Origin of the sequence: Mesorhizobium sp. M8A.F.Ca.ET.181.01.1.1, assembly GCF_004792025.1 — a bacterium.
GTDB lineage: Bacteria > Pseudomonadota > Alphaproteobacteria > Rhizobiales > Rhizobiaceae > Mesorhizobium.
The window spans coordinates 414,274-431,867 of record NZ_SRTV01000004.1; the positions used below are offsets into that span (position 1 = coordinate 414,274).

The window sequence follows — 17,594 nt, forward strand, 5'->3', positions numbered from 1 at the left end:
GATGATTCTCCAATCTTATTCGGCCGCTTCCGCCAGGGGAGGGAAGGCGGGTTTGGCCGTTGGTTCAGTGTGTTGAGAGGCGGGCTCGTCGCCGCCGCGCCGTTCGCGCAGCTGTTCGATGACCGCGTAGAAGACAGGCACGAACACCAGCGACAGGATGGTCGCCGCGACCATGCCGCCAAACACGGTGGTGCCGATCGACTGACGGCTTGCGGCACCCGCGCCGGTGGCGATCATCAGCGGCACCACGCCGAGGATGAAGGCAAACGCGGTCATCAGGATCGGCCGCAGTCTCAGCCGGGCGGCCTCCATCGATGCCTCGACGATGGTGAGGCCTTCCTCGCGCCGCCGTCTTGCGAACTCGACGATCAGAATGGCGTTCTTGGCCGCCAGGCCGATCAGCATGACGAAGCCGATCTGCGAATAGACGTCGATCTGCATGCCACGCACCCAAAGTGCGGCGAACGCGCCGAACAGGGCGAGAGGCACGGCCAGCAGCACCATGAACGGCATCGCCCAGCTCTCGTACTGCGCCGCCAGGATCAGGAAGACGAAGACGATGGCGAGGGCAAACACAACCGACGCGATCGATCCAGCCTTGAGTTCCTGGAAGGTGATGCCGGTCCATTCGAAACCGAAATCCCTGGGCAGCGCGGTCGCCGCTGCCCGCTCCATGGCGGCGACCGCCTGGCCCGACGAATAACCGGGCGCGGCGCCGCCATTGATGGTGGCCGAGGCGTTGTTGTTGTAGTGCGGCACGGTTTCCGGGCCGACGAACGGCACGAGCTTGCCCAGCGTGCTGAGCGGCACCATGCCGCCGGAGGCATTGCGCACATAGAGCCGTGAAATATCGGCGGCACCCGCACGAGAATCCTTGTCGGCCTGGATGGTCACCCGGAAGGTGCGGCCGAACAGGTTGAAGTCGTTCACGTAGAGCGAGCCGAGATAGATCTGCAGCGTGTTGAAGACGTCGGGCAGGTTGAGGCCGAGCAGTTTCGCCTTGGCGCGGTCGAGATTGTAGTTGAACTGCGGCGTCGAGGTCGAGAACGGCGAGAACAGCTGCTGCGGATTGATTTCCGGTTGCTTGCGCGCCTCGGCGATCACCGCTTGCGTGGCGTCGTTGAGGGCCGTGCTGCCGCGGCCGGTGAGATCCTCGACGACGAATTCGAAGCCGCCTGTCGTACCGATGCCGGGGATGGACGGCGGATCGAAGGAGAGCGCGAAGGCCTCCGGGATCTGCAGCAGCTTCATGCGCACGTCGGCGACCAACTTGGAGGCGCTCTGGTCGGGACCACGCTGTTCCCACGGCTTGAGGATGGCGAACTCGACGGCCGAATTCGACTGCGCCGCGCTGGTCAGGAAGTTCAGGCCGCTGATCGAGCCGACGATGTCGACGCCGGGAGTCGCCTGCAGGATGTCGCGCGCCTTCTGTGCCACCGCATCGGTGCGCTCCAGCGAAGCGCCGTCGGGCAGCTGGATGACGACGAAGAAATAGCCCTGGTCCTCGACCGGAAGGAAGGTCGAGGGCAGCTTCTGCCAGACGAAATAGGTGGCGACCAGGCCGGCCGCGAACAGGCCAAGCATGATCCAGCGCAGCCGGATAAGGATGCGCACGCCATGGGCATAGGCATGCGACAGCCTGTCGAAGCCTGTGTTGAACCAGCGGAACAGGAAGAATTGCGTCTCCCCGCGATGGCGCAGGAAGGCAGCGCTGAGCGCGGGACTGAGCGTCAGCGAGTTGAATGCGGAGATACCGACGGAGATCGCCACCGTCAGCGCGAACTGGTTGTAGAGCTTTCCGGAGACACCGGGAATGAAGGCGACCGGCACGAACACGGCCATGAGCACGGCGGTGGTCGCAATGATCGGACCTGTCACCTCGGCCATGGCGGCTTTTGTCGCCGCCAGTGGTTTCAGCCCGGCTTCCAACTGTCGCTCCACATTCTCGACCACTACGATGGCGTCGTCGACGACCAGACCGATCGCCAGCACCATGCCGAGCAGCGAGAGCATGTTGAGCGAGAAACCCATCATCTCCATGATGACGAGCGTCGCCACCAGCGACACTGGAATGGCGATGGTCGGAATGATGGTCGTGCGCCAGCTCTGCAGGAAGATGAACACCACCGCCACGACGAGCACCAGGGCTTCGCCGAGCGTGATCAGCACGTCATGCATCGAGGCCGAGACGAAGCGCGTCGTGTCGTAATGCATCGCATAGTCGACGCCCTTGGGAAAACGGGCCGACAGTTCCTGCATCTTGTCCTTGACGCGCTGCTGCAGATCGAGCGCGTTGGAGCCGGGCATCTGATAGACGGCGAGCACCACTGTCGGGTCCTTGCCGAAGAAGGCAGAGGACGAATATTGCAGGGCGCCAAGCTCGATACGGGCGACGTCGCGCAGCCGCACCAGCGAACCCGTATCCGTGTTGGCACGCACGACGATGTCGCCGAATTCCTTCGGATCGCTCAACCGGCCGACGGCGTTGACCTGCATCTCGAAGGCGGTGCCGGCGGGCGCCGGCGATTGGCCGATCTTGCCGGCCGCCACCTGCACGTTTTGTTCGGCGATGGCGTTCTGGACGTCGACCGCGGTGATGCCGAGATTGGCGAGCTTGTCCGGGTCGAGCCAGACGCGCATCGAATAGCGCCGTTCGCCGAAGATCTGCACGTCGCCGACGCCAGGCAGCCGCTTCAGCGGATCCACCACCTGCAGATAGGCCAGGTTGGAGAGCGCCACCGGGTCGACGGAATGGTCGGGCGAGGTCAGGTTGACGATCAGCACGAAGTTCGGGTTCTGCTTCTTGATCGTCACGCCGCCCTGGTTGACGATCGCCGGCAGCGAGGATGCCGCCTGCGAGACGCGGTTCTGGACGTCGACAGCGGCAGTGCTCAAGGAATAGCCGACATCGAAGGTGATGGTGATGGTCGACGAGCCGTCATTGGAACTCGTCGACGACATGTAGGTCATGCCTTGCACGCCGTTGATCTGCTGCTCCAGCGGCGTCGTCACGGTGTCTGCCACCACTTGCGCGCTGGCGCCCGGATAGTGGGCACTGACCACGACCTGCGGCGGCGTGATGTCGGGAAACTGCGAGACGGGCAGCAGGAAATAACAAATCGTCCCGGCGAGCACCATGATGATGGCGATCGCAGAGGCGAAGATCGGACGATGGATGAAGAAGTTTACCACGACACGCACGCCTCTCCAGCCGCTCTTACCCGCCCGAAGGCGTTGGCGACCCTGGACAACTGGCCATGCCCGTCACGGGACATTTCCCGTGAACGCAGCAACGGCACCCCCCGACGCTGCCCATCGGCAAGCGAGCGCAACATGTTCTCGAAGGCGCGGGGGTCGACCCCATCTGCTTTCATGACCAGCCGGATCATCGGATCCCGGACGGCCTCATCTATGGTAAGATCGCGGCGCTGTGGCATTGGCCGGCTCCTTGTCTGTCGATTCGCAGCCCATGCTCACGAACCGTTTTTCATCTCTTCACCGGCCGAAGCCGCATGATTGGCAATCTTTTCGTCCATCTCGATCTGGTAGGACCAGTTCACGACCTTGTTATTGACGACGGACGCTATAGGTGTTACCAGTAAGTAACATGCTGGAAGTTACAGACCGGTAACACCCTAGTCAAGAGGTGGCCGAGGGTTTTTTGGAAACGAAAGGAGATCATGATGACAGACGGCGTCGTGGAGCGCTCTCGTCCCCGGGATCGGATTCTGGAGACGGCGCGTGACATGTTCCATAAGCACGGCATCAAGGGCGTCGGCGTCGACGCCATCACCGAGGCTGCCGGCACGAACAAGATGACGCTCTATCGTCACTTCGAGTCCAAGGACGAACTGATCGTCGAATGCCTGCGCGCCAACGCCTTGAAAGCCGGCGCGATGTGGGAAACGTTCGAGGCCGAGCATCCGGGCGACAAACTCGCCCAGCTTCATGCCTGGGTTCGCAAGGCCGCCGCCATGCTCAACACCGATGGCCGCGGCTGCGACATGGCCAATGCCGCCGCCGAACTGACCGAACCTGATCATCCGGCAAGGCGCGTGATCAAGGAGCTCAAGGAAGCCCAGCGCGAACGCCTGGTCGGGCTCTGCCGGGATGCCGGTATCGGCCAGGCCGAACTTCTCGCCGATACGCTGTCGCTGCTGTTTGAAGGCGCGCGTGTCAGCGTGCAGACCGTCGGCGCCGAAGGCCCCAGCACGCAGTTCGTGCGTATGGCGGAAGGGCTGATCGTTTCCTTCAGGGGAACTGCAGCAAACTGACACCTGCCGGACTGCCAACGATCCATGCGATTCCGTGACCGGGAAGGAGGTGGCGTGGCGGCGTCGCGATTGCTGCCGATCGGAACGAAAAAAGCCCGCTGCCGGGAGGAGGTGGCAGCGGGCTCGATTTCGAATGTGGCGCGGGAGGAGGTGCGCCCCATTCAGCGTCGGCATCGCATCTGGGAGGAGTAGATGGCCGACAACCAGAAACTACGAATTGCCCAATGATTCGGCAACAATGAATTGTGCATAGCTGCTGTGCAGATTCGCCGTGGCGCCGCGCGAATTCGGGAAAGTGGGCCTCACTGCACCGGCACGTTTTCCCGGAAAATCAGTCGCGGCTCGATGAATTTGCGTGTGAGATAGGGCGCCGATGAGGCGATCGAGCCGAGCAGTTGGATGACCGACTGCTCCGCGATCAACCTGGCGTTCTGGTCGATGACGACGTCGGTGAGGTCGTCGACGAGATAGCCGCGCGTCTCCCTCGTCAGGTCGTGGCAGATGAACACCGGCTTGCGGTTGGGCCTGGCTTCCCGGATCGCCTTGGCAATGCCGGAGCGCCCGGCGCCGACGCAATAGATGCCGAGCAGTTCCGGTTCGTTGCGCAACGCCTTCATGGTTTCCGCATAGCTGGCATCGGGTTCGTCATTGATCTCGACGGCGCTGCTGACGGTGAGATTGGGAAATTCCTCGCCGAGCACCGAGCGGAATCCCATCTCGCGCTCTTCATGGCCGCGATAGGAGCGCGAGCCGACGACCATCGCCAGCCGCCCCTCGCGTCCGCCGAGGAAGCGTCCCATCAAAAGGGCCGCCGTCCGTCCCGCCATGCGGTTGTCGATGCCGACATAAGCCGAGCGCGGTGCGGCCGGAATATCGGATACCAGCGTCACCAGGCGGATGCCGGCCTCGACGATGTCGCGCAGGATGTTGCGTGTCCTGGGATGATCGACCGCGATGACACCGACGCCATTGGCCCGCAGCGACAATTTTTCGACCGCTGTCTGCAGGGCATTGGGCGAGATGCCGGCGAGATTGTGGATCCGGCAGGATGCCACCAGCGGCAGGCGTGAGGCATAGTCCTCGATATGCTTTGCCAGATCCTGCATGAAGGCGTTGCTGCCGATCGGCAGGAAGAATTCGAGGTTTGCGGGCTTCGAGGGAAGCGTCACCTGGTCGGCGATAGGCAGATAGCCGAGCTGCTTGGCGGCCTCCATGACGCGTTGCCGGTTGGCGGCACTCGCTCCGGGCCGATTGTTGAGCACCCTGTCGACCGTGGCGGTCGACAGCCCGCAGGTCCTGGCGATGTCGGAGACGGTGGCCTTCATGCCGCGACCCTATATGCCGATGCTCCCTCAGTGCCCCGGCTTGCCATCGGCGAGGGCGTCGCGGATGTCCTTTTCCGACATGCCGGTGATGATGCGCTCGACTTCCGTCACGGTCGTCGTCTTCGGATCGATGTCGTCGGCGACCACCTTGCCCCTGCGCATGACGACGATGCGGTCGACCACCTGGAAGACATGGTGGATGTTGTGCGCGATGAAGATGCAGGAGTGGCCAGAATCACGCGCGTTGCGCACGAAGCTCAGCACGCCTTGTGTTTCGGCGACGCCGAGATTGTTGGTCGGCTCGTCGAGGATGATCAGGTCGCTGTCGAAATGCATGGCGCGCGCGATCGCGACCGCCTGGCGCTCGCCGCCGGAGAGCGAGCCGATCGGCGTCGTCGGCGGGATGTTCTTGGAGATGCCGACCTGTTTGAGCAGATCGCGGGCGACCGTGTTCATCGCCTCCTGGTCCATGCGGTTGAGGAAGCGCGGCGGCTTGATCGGCTCACGTCCCAGGAACAGGTTGCGCGCGATCGACAGTTGCGTGACCAGGGCGGAGTCCTGATAAATGGTCTCGATGCCGTGGGCGATGGCATCGCTGGTGCTGCGCAAGGTGACCTTCTTGCCGCGGATGAAGATGTCGCCGCTGGTCAGCGGCACCGCGCCGGAGAGAACCTTGATCAGCGTCGATTTGCCGGCGCCATTGTCGCCCAGCAGGCCGACGATCTCACGCTCGTTGACATGGAAATTGGCGTCCACCAGCGCCTGCACGCGGCCATAGGACTTGCGGATGTTCTGCATGCGGATCAATGGCTCGGCCATGGTTCAAGTCCCCGCCTGGTGCCGGCGTTCCAGCCACGAATGCAACGCCATCATGCCAAGGATGATCGCGCCGATGAAGATGTTGTAGGCAAGCCCGGGCACGCCGATCAGCACGATGCCGTTGCGCATGACGCGCAGGATCAGGATGCCGAGCACGGTGCCGATGATGGTGCCGCGCCCGCCGGTCAGCGCCGTGCCGCCGATCACCACCATGGCGATCACCTCCAGTTCGTAGCCGCTGCCGCTGTTGGGGTTGGCGGCGGATGTGCGCAGTGAGGAAATGACGCCGGCAAGCGACGCCATCAGCGAAGACAGCACGAACAGGCCGACCTTGACGCGGTTGACATTGACGCCACGGGCGCGCGCCGCGTTGGGATTGCCGCCGGCCGCCTGGATCCAGTTGCCGGTCCGGCTTTGCGTCAGGACATAGCCGAGGGCGATCGCGGCGGCGATGAACCAGAACAGCGACATGTAGATGCGGAACGGGCCGATGAAGAAATCGCCGACCAGCGCCTCCGCCAGCCAGCTGCCCTCGGCGCTCCAGGTGCGCTGCGGAAACCCGTCGGTGATGAAAAGCGCGCTGCCGCGCACCACCAGCAGCATGCCGAGCGTCACCAGGAAGGACGGGATCTTGAGCCGCGTGACGAACCAGCCATTGACCAGGCCGATCAAAGCGGCAACCACCAGCGCGACGACGAAGCCCATCTCCAGCGAGGTGACGCCGGCATTGAACAGCGTCCACATCAGCACCGGCGAGAAACCGAACAGGGACCCGACGGAAAGGTCGAATTCGCCCGACGTCATCAACAGCGTCATCGCCAGCGCGATCAGGCCGAGCTCGACGGTGAAGGCCAGCGTGTTGGAGATGTTCTGCGGCGACAGGAAGTCGTGGTTGAAACCCCAGAAAACGGCGATCTCGGCGATGAGCAGAACGAAGGGTCCGAATTCCGGCCGCGCGATCAGGCGTTGGATGAGCGAATGATTTTCCACTGGGAACCCGCGACATGGTTGGAACGGGCCGCGACCTCCACCGCATCGGGTGGACATGCCGCGGCGCAGGAAGATAGCTGGCGCCGCGCGAGATGCGCGGCGCCAGGGATCGCGGATTATTTGCCGGACAGGATCTTGTCGTAGACCGCCGCGGTGTCCTTCTCGTAGAGCGCGCCGGTGATGACGTTGAAGCCCGGGGGAATGCCGCTGGCCGCCATGTTGGCGAGCGACAGCGCGACGTAGCTGGTCGCCTGCGGGTCCTGCCACTGGCCGGCATTGACGTAGCCGTTCAGCACTTCCTGGGTGGTGTCGAGCGAGTTGCCCCAGCCGACGACCGGGATTTCGCCCGGCTTGACGCCGACCTGGTCGAACACGCGCTTGATCGAGCCGGTGACGAGGTCGCCCAGGCCGATGATGGCGTTGACCTTGCCCTTGTGGGCGGTGAGGTAGTCGACCATGCGGTTGATCACCTCGGCCTGGTCAAGCGTCGCTTCGGTCACCTCATAGGTGATGCCGAGCGGGCCGAAGACGCTCTTGATGCCTTCCTCTTCCTGCACGCCATAGGTGGCGCCGGGGATCTCGACCGGCATCCAGACGAAGTCGCCCTTCTTCACAAGACCCTTGTCGACCAGATATTGGGCCCAATGCTTGCCGAAGGTGACGTTGTCGCCGCCGACATAGGCGTTGAAATTGGCCTTGGGATCGGGCGTGTTGAAGTTGATGATCGGGACGTTGGCCGCGCGCGCTTCCTTGACGATCTCGACAAGGCTGCCCGGATCGGGGCTGGTGGTGACGATGCCGTCGGCCTTGGCGGAGAGGGCGGCGCGGACCGCTTCCTGCTGCGAGGCGACGTCGCCATTGTGGAAAGAGGTGTTGACGGTGTTGCCGGTGTCCTTGGCCCATTGCTTGGCGCCGGCGAGGAAGTAGGTCCAGACCGGGTCGGCCGGCCCGCCATGTGAGATCCAGTAGAACGTCTTGGCCTGCGCGGCTGCCGGAATGACCGTCAGCGCGACCAGCAGGCCGTAGAGCACAAGTCTTAGTCTCGTCAGCATGTGATTTCCTCCCGGTTGAAGATGATCCGTCCCTTGTTCCGGCTTCGGCCGGATTGCGTCTTTTGCCAGCGCCGCTCGGATGCCTAAGAGCATTCCCTTTTTCGGCGGATGGCAAGCCTCCATCTGCAGATGTAGTTGGCGCCTGACACGGCGCCATCAACGACCCCATCAGATCGCATCAGTTGGGATGATTTTTTCCAGGCAGTCGGATGATTGTCGCCGAGGCGCAGCCCGGCGGACTGTCCCGATCATGTTTGGGCGGTCACTTGGGGCGAAAGCCCCTGAAGAACCACTTAGAGCAGGCCGGCTTTGGCGAGGTCGCGCATCAAATGGCTGGCGCCGTAGGTCCAGTGCGGGCAATCAGGCGACAGCCGCACGCGGTTGACCAGCGCGCCGAATTTTTCCGACGAGATGGTGACGATGTCGCCGACCTTGTGCGTGAACCCCTTGCCCTTTTCGCCGCGATCCTTCGATGGCACGAACATCGTGCCGAGATACAGCGCCAGCCCGTCCGGATACTGGTGGTGCGGCCCCATGGCCGCGGCAACCAGTTCCTCCGGCGAGCGGCTGATCTCGGCCATCGAACTCGCCCCCTCCAGCGAAAATCCGTCCTCGCCCTCGACCTTCAGGCGCACGACGGCCTGCTTCACCTCGGCGATGGAGAACGTGTCGTCGAACAGCCGGATGAAGGGGCCAAGCGAAGCCGAGGCGTTGTTGTCCTTGGCCTTGCCGAGCAGCAGCGCCGAGCGCCCTTCGACGTCGCGCAGATTGACGTCGTTGCCGATGGTGGCGCCGACGATCCTGCTGCTCGAGGCGGCGATCATGGCGATCTCCGGCTCCGGATTGTTCCAGGTCGACACCGGGTGGAGGCCGACATCGGCGCCGAAGCCGACCGAGGCCATGGGCTGGCACTTGGTGAAGATCTCGGCATCCGGGCCGATGCCCACTTCCAGATATTGCGACCACGCGCCGCGCGAAATCAGCTTGGCTTTGATCTCCATCGCCTCGGGCGAACCGGGCTTGAGCTTGGAAAGGTCGTGGCCGATCAGGCCGGCAATGTCGGCGCGTATGGCGTCGGCCTTTTCCGCCGAGCCGCGGGCCTGTTCCTCGATCACCCGTTCGAGCAGGCTGACTACGAAAGTGACGCCGGATGCCTTGATCGCCTGCAGGTCGACCGGGGACAGCAGAAAGGGTTTTGCCGGATCGCGCGTGGCTTCGAAACTGTTGGCCGCGATGTCGCTGACAGAACCGATGGGAGTGCCCTTGGCCGAGCCCACATGGCCGGCCGGATCCGCCAACTCGCAGACGTCACGGACGGTAGGCGCCGCGCTCGAGGTGATGTCGAAGACGGTGCCGTCACGCACGGTGACCACCATGGGATGGGAGACATCGCCGCTCCTGGCGCGCCCGACAAACAGGCCTTCGGAGGGCAGATGTGTCGGATTGGTCATGAGTTGGGTTCCTCGAATGGATCGAAAATTCTGGCCGGATCGGCGCGGCACTTTCACCGGATTCCACTCAAAGGTCTATCCCGTCCGGGGGCAAATTCGAGCTGCCATAACCGGTTCTTCATTGAAGCCGTCCCTTCAGAAATGTGAAATCCGCGTCGGGTTTTATTGCCGACGGCAACTGTACCTCAAATGCGAGATCGCCGTTCACAGCAGCGCAGTACTCTGAATCCGCTTGACAGTTTCACAAATATGAAAAATCCTTAGTCAATTTCAAAATCCTGGGACGGGCAGGTCGATGTCGACCCTAGTTGCAGCACATGTGCCAGAGACCCGGGCTTCATCGGGCTTCCGGTTCGCCATGTTGCTGCCCGGCGCGCTGGTCACTTTCCTGCTGATCCTGTTTGCGCTTGGCCTGGTGCTTTTCCTCGCCTTCCGCGGCAATGACGGGTCGCTGCTTGGCGCCGGCTTCAGCCTGGCCAACTTCATCACCGTGGTTTCCGATCCGCTGTACTGGATGGTCACGCTGCGCTCGCTGATCATCGCCGCGCTGGTCACGCTGGCCACGGTCGTCACCGCCTACCCCGTCGCTTACTATCTTGCCTTTCACGCCGGCCGGCGGCGCGGCCTGCTGCTGTTCCTGGTCACGCTGCCGTTCTGGACCAGCTATCTCCTGCGTGTCTTCGCCTGGAAGATCGTGCTGGCCTACAATGGGGTGTTGAATTCGGCGCTGATCGAAAGTGGCATCTGGTCCGAGCCGACACTGACCTTCCTCAACACGCCCGCCGCTGTCGTCGTCACGCTCGCGCACGCCTATGCGCCGTTCGCCATCCTGCCGATCTATGTGGCGCTGGACACGATCCCGAAATCGTTGATCGAGGCCGCTTCCGATCTGGGCGCGAGGCCGTTCACTTCCTTCCGTCGGGTCGTGTTGCCCAATTCGATGCCGGGCGTGCTGGCCGCCGCGCTTGTCGTCTTCGTGCCGACGGTCGGCGACTATGTCACGCCGGCCATGGTGGGCGGTCCGGCCAGCACCATGATCGGCTCGCTGATCCAGTCGCAGTTTGGCAAGGCCAATGACTGGCCGTTCGGCGCAGCCCTTTCGGTCTGCGTCATGCTGGTCATCCTGCTCGTGGTACTGGTCGCGCGCGGCGCGGACCGCCGGTTTGGCAGCCGCACATGAAAACAGGGCGCGCCAGCATGAAACGGGATGGCCGCTGGCTCGGCCTCTATGTGCTTGCCTATCTGATCTTCCTTTATCTGCCGGTCCTGCTGATCCCGCTGTTTTCCTTCAACGATTCCATCCAGGCCGCGTTTCCGCTGCAGGGCTTCACGCTGCAATGGTATGCCACGCTCTACGGCAATCCGGCACTGTCGGGTGCGCTCGTCAACAGTCTCGTCATCGGCGCCATCGCGGCCTCGGGCGCCACGCTGTGCGGCATCACCGTGTCCTATATGGATCTCTATGGCCGCTCTCCTTTGGCCGCCACCATCAGCGCCATCGCACGGCTTCCGATCCTCATCCCCGGCGTCATCGTCGGCATATCGTTGCTGATCCTTGTCAACCTGATCGGCCTCGGGCCATCGCGCATCGCCATCGTTCTCGGCCATATCCTGGTCGCGTTGCCGACCACCGTGGTCATCATGCGCAGCCGGTTCGCCGCCATCCCCAGGACCGTTCGCGAGGCAGCCCTCGACCTTGGCGCTTCCGACTGGACGACGTTCCGGCGCGTCATGCTGCCGCTCAGCCTGCCGGCCGTGCTGTCGGCCTTCATGCTTGCTTTCCTGATCTCCTTCGACGAATTCATCGTCGTCTTCTTCCTGGCCGGCACCGAGCCGACATTGCCGCTCTACATCTGGAGCCAGCTGCGCTTCCCCCGATCGCTGCCGACCGTCATGGCGCTCGGGACGGTGATCCTGGCCATATCGTTCATCATCGCCGGCACCGCCGAGATCCTGCGCCATCGCGGGCTCGGCGCCGCGCGCCGCAATCCAGCCTGACCATAACAACGAAGAGGAGAACGAAAATGGCATTCCACCTGAGATCTATAACCGGACACAAGGCCCGGGCCGGCCTCGCGGCATTGGCGCTCGCACTGTCTTCGACCGTGACGCTGGCCGCCGAAAAGCTGCAATACTTCACCTGGTCGGGCTATGAGTTGCCCGATTTCAACAAGAGCTTCCTTGCCGCGCACCCCGATGGCGTCGAGGCCTCGATCTTCGGCGACGACGATGATGCCTTCACCAAGGTCAAGGCCGGCTTCCGGCCCGACATCGCGCACCCCTGCTATGACAAGGTGGCGCGCTGGAACAAGGAAGGCCTGCTGCAGCCGATCGACACCAAGCGCATCAAGAACTGGGATTCGATCTTCCCGGTGTTCAAGAACCTGCCCGACCTGCAGGCTGGCGACGGCAAGGTCTGGATGGTGCCATGGGACTGGGGTAACACCTCGATCCTCTACCGCACCGATCTGGTGAAGAACCCCGAAGCGAGCTGGAACCTTCTGTGGGACAAGCAATATGCCGGCCGTATGGCGACCATCGACGCCGTGCATGACACCCCGATTGTCGCGGCTCTTCTGGCAGGCGTGAACCCCTTCGACATGACACCGGAGCAGATGGACAAGGTCGCGGCAAAGCTGCGCGAACAGCGCCCGCTGCTGTCGAGCTACACCACCGACATGACCTCGGTCGAGCAGGCCCTGGCCAGTGGCCAGTTGGTCGCCGCCATGACCTGGAATGCATCGGCCACGTCGCTCAAGAAGCAAGGCGTGCCGGTCGAGTTCATGAAGCCGAAGGAGGGTATGCTGACCTGGGCCTGCGGTTTCGTCATGCTGAAGGACGCCAAGAACGTCGATCTCGCCTATGACTTCATCAACAGCCGGCTCGACGCTGACTCCGGCAAATTCCTGATCCAGTCCTACGGCTATGGCAGCTCGCTCGGCACCGCTTTCGCCGGCGTGCCGAAGGACGAATTGGAGAAGCTGCAACTGCCGTCCGACCCCGAGGTGATGCTGAAGAGCACGATCTTCACCGGGCCGATGAAACAGAACGACGATATGGCGAAGATGTTCGAGAAGGTGAAGGCTGGCGGGTAAGCTACGGCCTTCCCTTCTCCCCTTGTGGGAGAAGGTGTCGCCGAAGGCGACGGATGAGGGGTGCTCCAGCTTGGCGCCGGCGGCGATCTGTCACTCACCCCTCAACCGTCTCGGCGCTACGCGCCGATCCACCTTCTCCCACAAGGGGAGAAGGAAGAAGCAAACGAGGACTTGCACATGGACATGCTTGACGAGGCCGCCGAAAAACCGAAGGACGATGCCGACGTTCGCGTCGGCCGGCGCGTGCGGGCGCTCAGGCTCGAGCGCCGCCTGTCATTGGCCGATCTCTCGGCAAAAGCCGGCATGTCGATCGGCGCGCTGAGCCAGATCGAGCGCGGCATGTCCTCGCTGCGCGTCAAGGTGATCTGGCCGCTCGCCGCGGCGCTCGACATCGAGCCGTCGGCGCTGATCGCCGACGGCAACGATGCGGTCAATGATCTCTATTGCGTGCGCGCCGACAAAAGGCGTCAGATCCCGGTGAAATCCGAAGGCATCGCCAAGGCGCTGCTGTCGCCGCCCGGCGCGACGCTGACCGGCATGCTGGTGACGGTGGAAGCCGGTGGCGGCACGGCGGAAGCCTACGCCCATGCCGGCCATGAATTCGGCTTCGTGCTTTCGGGCGAGGTCGAACTGGTGGTGGATTCGACAAAATACGGGCTGAAGACCGGCGACAGTTTTGCCTTCAAGAGTACGCTTTTGCACGCCTTCCGCAATCCCGGCGCGGAGCAGTGCCAGATCCTCTGGGTCAACACCACGAAGCCGTCCGAGGTTCGCGATGGCGCCTGATCCACTCGTCCGGCTGCAGGCGGTTTCCAAGGTTTTTCCAGGTGCCATCGTCGGACTCGATACCGTCGATCTCGACATTGTCAGCGGCGAATTCATCACGCTCCTCGGGCCGTCCGGCTGTGGCAAGACCACCAGCCTGCGTGTGATTGCCGGCTTCGAAAGCCCGTCGAGCGGCGAGGTCTTGCTCGACGGTCATGACATCACGACCCTTCGGCCGTTCGAGCGGCCGGTCAACACCGTGTTTCAGGACTACGCGCTGTTTCCGCACATGAACGTCGCCGAAAATGTCGGCTTCGGCTTGTCCCTGCGAAAACTCACCAGTGCCGAGCAGGCAAAGCGCGTCGGCGAAGCCCTGGAGATGGTCGGTCTCGCCGACAAGCTTCGCGCTCGCGTCCTGGAACTGTCGGGCGGCCAGCGCCAGCGCGTCGCGCTTGCCCGCGCCATTGTCTGCGAGCCGCGCGTGCTCTTGCTCGACGAGCCGCTGTCGGCGCTCGACGCGCATCTGCGCGAACAGATGCAGGTCGAATTGAAGCGGCTGCAATCGCGGCTTGGCACCACCTTCGTCATGGTCACTCACGACCAGACCGAGGCGCTGTCGATCTCCGATCGTATCGTCGTCATGAACAACGGCCGCATCGAGCAGATCGCGCCGCCGGCGACCCTCTATGACCGGCCGGCCACGAAGTTCGTGGCGAGCTTCATCGGCACCATGAATCTCCTGCAATCACGTTTTGTCGGCCGGGATGGCCACCGCCTGCGTTTCACCGCCGGCACCTTGCCGCTGGAGGCCATTTCCGAAACCGGCCAGTGGCCCGGCGAAGGCGAGGTCCGCACCATCGGCGTGCGCCCGGAGGATTTGCTGGCGGCGGCCGAGGCTGCGCCCGGCACGGCGCCGGCGCGGGTCAACAGCATCGTCTTCCATGGCCGCACGTTGCGCCTGCATGCCGAACTGGGGCAAGGCATGCCCGTTGTCATCGACGCGCCCCGCCAGGCCGAGGGGTTTCAATTCAGCGCCGGCGACGTGGCGCACGTCAGCCTGCGCCGTGGCGCCAACTGCCCCATGCTGCCCAGCTAGCCTCATTCAACTGCGCAAGGTCGCCCGCACGGCCGTGGGGTTGGCCTGATCGACATGTGGACGAACGACCAAGGAAACTAAGTAGGAATTGACTAATGTAGGAAGACATTCCTAAATTAGTTGATGCCGGAATTGAGCACCCGACCGCGCCGAAATGTGCAAACCCTATGCCTCGCGCACGAAGTCGGGCAACTCATTCGTGTCCGATGCCGGCACTGCAACATCACCCGGCATTATCTGCCTGGCGATCTCGCGAAGCTTGTCGGTGACATTCCCTTTTGGGATGTCGAACGGCATATGCGGTGCGAGCGCTGCAAGCTTCGCGAACTTGATGCCGACATAATTTTGCCGAGTGCTGCGGAGCGCTTGAAAATTCGTGTGAGACGCCTTGTCGAAATCCGCATGGTTCGCCGTGTGATATGGCGAGACGAGGAATGAGGAACGCGGCTATCCCTTCAGTCTAGAACAGAGACCCTTGGGCCGGTGCCTGCTGTGGAAACTTGATTTGTGTGGCTGGCTTCTCGACGATGACCAACGCGTTGTCTGGTGCTGTTCGCTGCAAATGCCGTGCTTCTGCCCAAGGTGCTGTAAGCCAGGCCTCGGTCTCCTCCGACGTGGTCAGGATTACTGGCATAGCCTTCTCATGGATCGGCGCGATCAGGGCGTTTGGCTTGGTTGTCATGAAGGCGAATAACTCGAAGTCGCCGGGTCCGTCCTTGACCTTTCGAATACCCTGCCAACGGGTCCAGAATCCGGCGAAGAAGAACAGCGGTCGGCTATCGTCACGGGCAAACCAGTAGTTGCGTTGGATGCCGGTTTCTGGGTCCTTGTCACTCGGTGTCGGGCTGGGTTCGGCAAAACTGGTGACCGGCACGACGCATCTATGCTCGACCCCGACAAACTGTTGCCAGTGCGAATATTGTGGATTGCGAACGTTGGTCGTGCCGTAGTCGGCCTTTCCCTTCATGCGCTCAGGTGGCGTTGGCAACCCCCAAAGCAGTCTGGCCAGCTCACGCTTCCCGTCTGCCGTGTTGCGGACGACGGGGCCGGGCTGATTGGGATAGATGTCGACGGATGGTTCAAGGTTGCCGCTGATATCGCGCAGTGCGCGCGTCCATTGGCGGACCGCCTCTTGTGTCGTGGTGATGTTGTAGAGGTTACACATGCACCCAGCATCGCGGAATTGGCGTGCCTCTGCAACCAAGGCTGCTGTCCGCGCTCCTGCAATCGCCGTCACACAACCGCGCTATATCGATCGTCCTGACACAGCTTGTCAGCTGTCATGCGGGCAAAGGTGGCGGGCCGGCGATCACCCCCCTACTTCGAGTGCGTCTGAACAGGAGGAACATCAAATGACCATCGCGGAAATTGCCAAGGATTTCGCCGAACTGCTCAAGCAGGGTAACAACCAAGGTGCCGCCGAAAAGTACAATGCCGATGACATCGCCAGCTACGAGGCCATGGAGGGACCGATGGCGGTCAGCCATGGCAAGGAGGCCCTCAGGCAGAAGAGCCAATGGTGGCAAGAGAACCACGAAGTCCATGGCGGGTCCGTCGAGGGGCCTTATGTCAACGGCGACCAGTTCGCGTTGCGCTTCACGTTCGACATTACGCCGAAGGCCACCGGCCAGCGCGTCACCATGGATGAGGTTGGCCTGTACACGGTCAAGAACGGCAAGATCGCCGAAGAGCGTTTTTACTACTGAGGTCGGAAACACAGCTGGCTTTCCGGAGTCCGCGCTCTTCGCCGCGAAGGCGGAGATCAACATGGCGGCCAGCGATGCCCTGGCCGCCACCCAGGAAGCTCAAATCGTCTTCACATATTGCGCAAGCTGATCGGCTACCGCGCCTCAGCCGTCGAAGAAACCCATCTCTTCATGGTTGTCGCGGGTCGCCTCGTCGCGGTGGATGGCGGTGGCGGTGTAGCGCGTGCCGCCGCCATCCGGCTGCAGCGAAATCACAGCAGTGATGAACGGTTCACCTGACGGCCGGTAACCCGGCAGCAGCGCATCCGTCCACACCAGCCGCTCGTTCGGCACGATTTCCAGATAGCAGCAATGGCGGTCGCTGACCTCGTTGCCGTCGCGCGACTGCATGCGTGTCCGGAACAACCCGCCTGGCCTGAGGTCGATCTCGCAGTCGGTGATCACCCATGGTTTTGGTGTGAACCATTGCCTGACATGCTCCGGCGTCGTCATGGCGCGCCACAACAGTTGGCGCGGCGCGTCGAGCACGCGCTCCAGCACGAGGTCCAGCCTGGGATCCGGCTTGAAGGGATAGCTCATGTTTCCTGCTCCTTGAGTGTCATCACATAGGCGTCGAACTGGTCGAGGCGGCGCTCCCAGAGCGTGCGCTGCTCAGCCAGCCAGCTTTCGGCGAGCTTCAATGGCTCGGGCGCAAGCTCGTAAGTCCTGACCCGGCCGGTCTTCTGCGACCGAACCAGCCCGCAGCCTTCGAGAATCTTGAGATGGTCGATGAAGGAAGGCAGGGCCATCTCGAAAGGCTGTGCCAGTTCGCTGACCGAAGCGGGGCTCCTGTTGAGTCGCTCGACCACGAGCCGCCGTGTCGGGTCGGCAAGCGCGCGGAAGATGCTGTCGATCGGCGGCACACTTTGGCTGGCTGTCTGCTGGTTGACCATTGGCCATTGCTCCCGAGTTCGAATAATACTTAGGAAAAAACCTTAATGTTGGCAAGAGCAAAAACCGCGACCGAGCAAAGCGCTGGCAA

17 protein-coding genes are annotated in these 17,594 nt (G+C 62.7%); 7 read left to right on the plus strand and 10 right to left on the minus strand.

Translation table 11 applies throughout. The annotated features are described in order from the left end of the window. Window positions 1–15: 15 nt before the first annotated feature. Entirely contained in the window at window positions 16–3,192 is a 3,177-nt protein-coding gene (locus EN824_RS17760) for a multidrug efflux RND transporter permease subunit (protein WP_135865418.1), read from the minus strand. 491 nt (window positions 3,193–3,683) lie between these two features. Between EN824_RS17760 and EN824_RS17770 the strand changes: the two genes are divergently transcribed. Further along, window positions 3,684–4,274 (plus strand): TetR/AcrR family transcriptional regulator, encoded by a 591-nt coding sequence (locus EN824_RS17770; RefSeq protein ID WP_127278974.1) that lies wholly within the window; start codon window positions 3,684–3,686, stop codon window positions 4,272–4,274. 302 nt (window positions 4,275–4,576) lie between these two features. Here the strand turns inward: EN824_RS17770 and EN824_RS17775 are convergent, their stop codons facing one another. The 5 genes from EN824_RS17775 to EN824_RS17795 form a co-directional block, all read right to left on the minus strand. Then, entirely contained in the window at window positions 4,577–5,599 is a 1,023-nt protein-coding gene (locus EN824_RS17775) for a LacI family DNA-binding transcriptional regulator (RefSeq protein WP_127278975.1), read from the minus strand. Window positions 5,600–5,626: 27 nt separating this feature from the next. Continuing rightward, window positions 5,627–6,418, minus strand: a complete 792-nt coding sequence (locus EN824_RS17780) for an ATP-binding cassette domain-containing protein (RefSeq protein WP_127278976.1) — start codon at window positions 6,416–6,418, stop codon at window positions 5,627–5,629. Window positions 6,419–6,421: 3 nt separating this feature from the next. Then, complete coding sequence (locus tag EN824_RS17785; RefSeq protein ID WP_127278977.1) at window positions 6,422–7,408, minus strand: ABC transporter permease; 987 nt, start codon at window positions 7,406–7,408, stop codon at window positions 6,422–6,424. Between the two features lie 116 nt (window positions 7,409–7,524). Continuing rightward, the gene (locus EN824_RS17790) at window positions 7,525–8,460 is read right to left on the minus strand and encodes a substrate-binding domain-containing protein (protein ID WP_127278978.1); all 936 of its coding nucleotides are present in this window, start codon (window positions 8,458–8,460) and stop codon (window positions 7,525–7,527) included. Between the two features lie 293 nt (window positions 8,461–8,753). Beyond that, complete coding sequence (locus EN824_RS17795) at window positions 8,754–9,911, minus strand: fumarylacetoacetate hydrolase family protein (protein WP_135865253.1); 1,158 nt, start codon at window positions 9,909–9,911, stop codon at window positions 8,754–8,756. 295 nt (window positions 9,912–10,206) lie between these two features. Between EN824_RS17795 and EN824_RS17800 the strand changes: the two genes are divergently transcribed. The 5 genes from EN824_RS17800 to EN824_RS17820 all read left to right on the plus strand — a co-directional run bounded on the left by EN824_RS17800 (window position 10,207) and on the right by EN824_RS17820 (window position 14,867). Next, a complete protein-coding gene (locus tag EN824_RS17800) occupies window positions 10,207–11,091 on the plus strand; it encodes an ABC transporter permease (protein ID WP_127281071.1) in 885 nt (294 codons plus the stop codon). Further along, complete coding sequence (locus EN824_RS17805) at window positions 11,088–11,909, plus strand: ABC transporter permease (protein ID WP_167531504.1); 822 nt, start codon at window positions 11,088–11,090, stop codon at window positions 11,907–11,909. Before EN824_RS17800 ends, EN824_RS17805 begins: the two co-directional genes overlap by 4 nt. A gap of 26 nt (window positions 11,910–11,935) precedes the next feature. Then, window positions 11,936–13,006, plus strand: a complete 1,071-nt coding sequence (locus tag EN824_RS17810) for an ABC transporter substrate-binding protein (protein WP_127278570.1) — start codon at window positions 11,936–11,938, stop codon at window positions 13,004–13,006. Between the two features lie 177 nt (window positions 13,007–13,183). Beyond that, entirely contained in the window at window positions 13,184–13,792 is a 609-nt protein-coding gene (locus EN824_RS17815) for a cupin domain-containing protein (protein WP_127278569.1), read from the plus strand. Then, window positions 13,782–14,867, plus strand: a complete 1,086-nt coding sequence (locus tag EN824_RS17820; protein WP_135932577.1) for an ABC transporter ATP-binding protein — start codon at window positions 13,782–13,784, stop codon at window positions 14,865–14,867. The genes EN824_RS17815 and EN824_RS17820 overlap by 11 nt, the downstream gene beginning before the upstream one ends. Window positions 14,868–15,032: 165 nt before the next feature. Here the strand turns inward: EN824_RS17820 and EN824_RS36555 are convergent, their stop codons facing one another. Together EN824_RS36555 and EN824_RS17830 are read right to left on the minus strand one after the other, a co-directional pair. Further along, the gene (locus EN824_RS36555) at window positions 15,033–15,164 is read right to left on the minus strand and encodes a hypothetical protein (RefSeq protein WP_272483024.1); all 132 of its coding nucleotides are present in this window, start codon (window positions 15,162–15,164) and stop codon (window positions 15,033–15,035) included. Between the two features lie 163 nt (window positions 15,165–15,327). Continuing rightward, window positions 15,328–16,032: an SOS response-associated peptidase gene (locus EN824_RS17830; RefSeq protein WP_135865420.1), complete on the minus strand. Its 705-nt coding sequence runs from the start codon at window positions 16,030–16,032 to the stop codon at window positions 15,328–15,330. Window positions 16,033–16,219: 187 nt separating this feature from the next. Between EN824_RS17830 and EN824_RS17835 the strand changes: the two genes are divergently transcribed. After that, a complete protein-coding gene (locus EN824_RS17835) occupies window positions 16,220–16,573 on the plus strand; it encodes a SnoaL-like domain-containing protein (protein ID WP_135932578.1) in 354 nt (117 codons plus the stop codon). A gap of 144 nt (window positions 16,574–16,717) precedes the next feature. On the opposite strand, the gene EN824_RS17840 is transcribed toward EN824_RS17835, so the two are convergent. After that, entirely contained in the window at window positions 16,718–17,152 is a 435-nt protein-coding gene (locus EN824_RS17840) for an SRPBCC family protein (protein WP_135932579.1), read from the minus strand. Continuing rightward, window positions 17,149–17,505, minus strand: coding sequence for a metalloregulator ArsR/SmtB family transcription factor (locus EN824_RS17845; protein WP_135932580.1), 357 nt, complete (start codon window positions 17,503–17,505; stop codon window positions 17,149–17,151). Before EN824_RS17845 ends, EN824_RS17840 begins: the two co-directional genes overlap by 4 nt. Window positions 17,506–17,594: the final 89 nt, after the last annotated feature.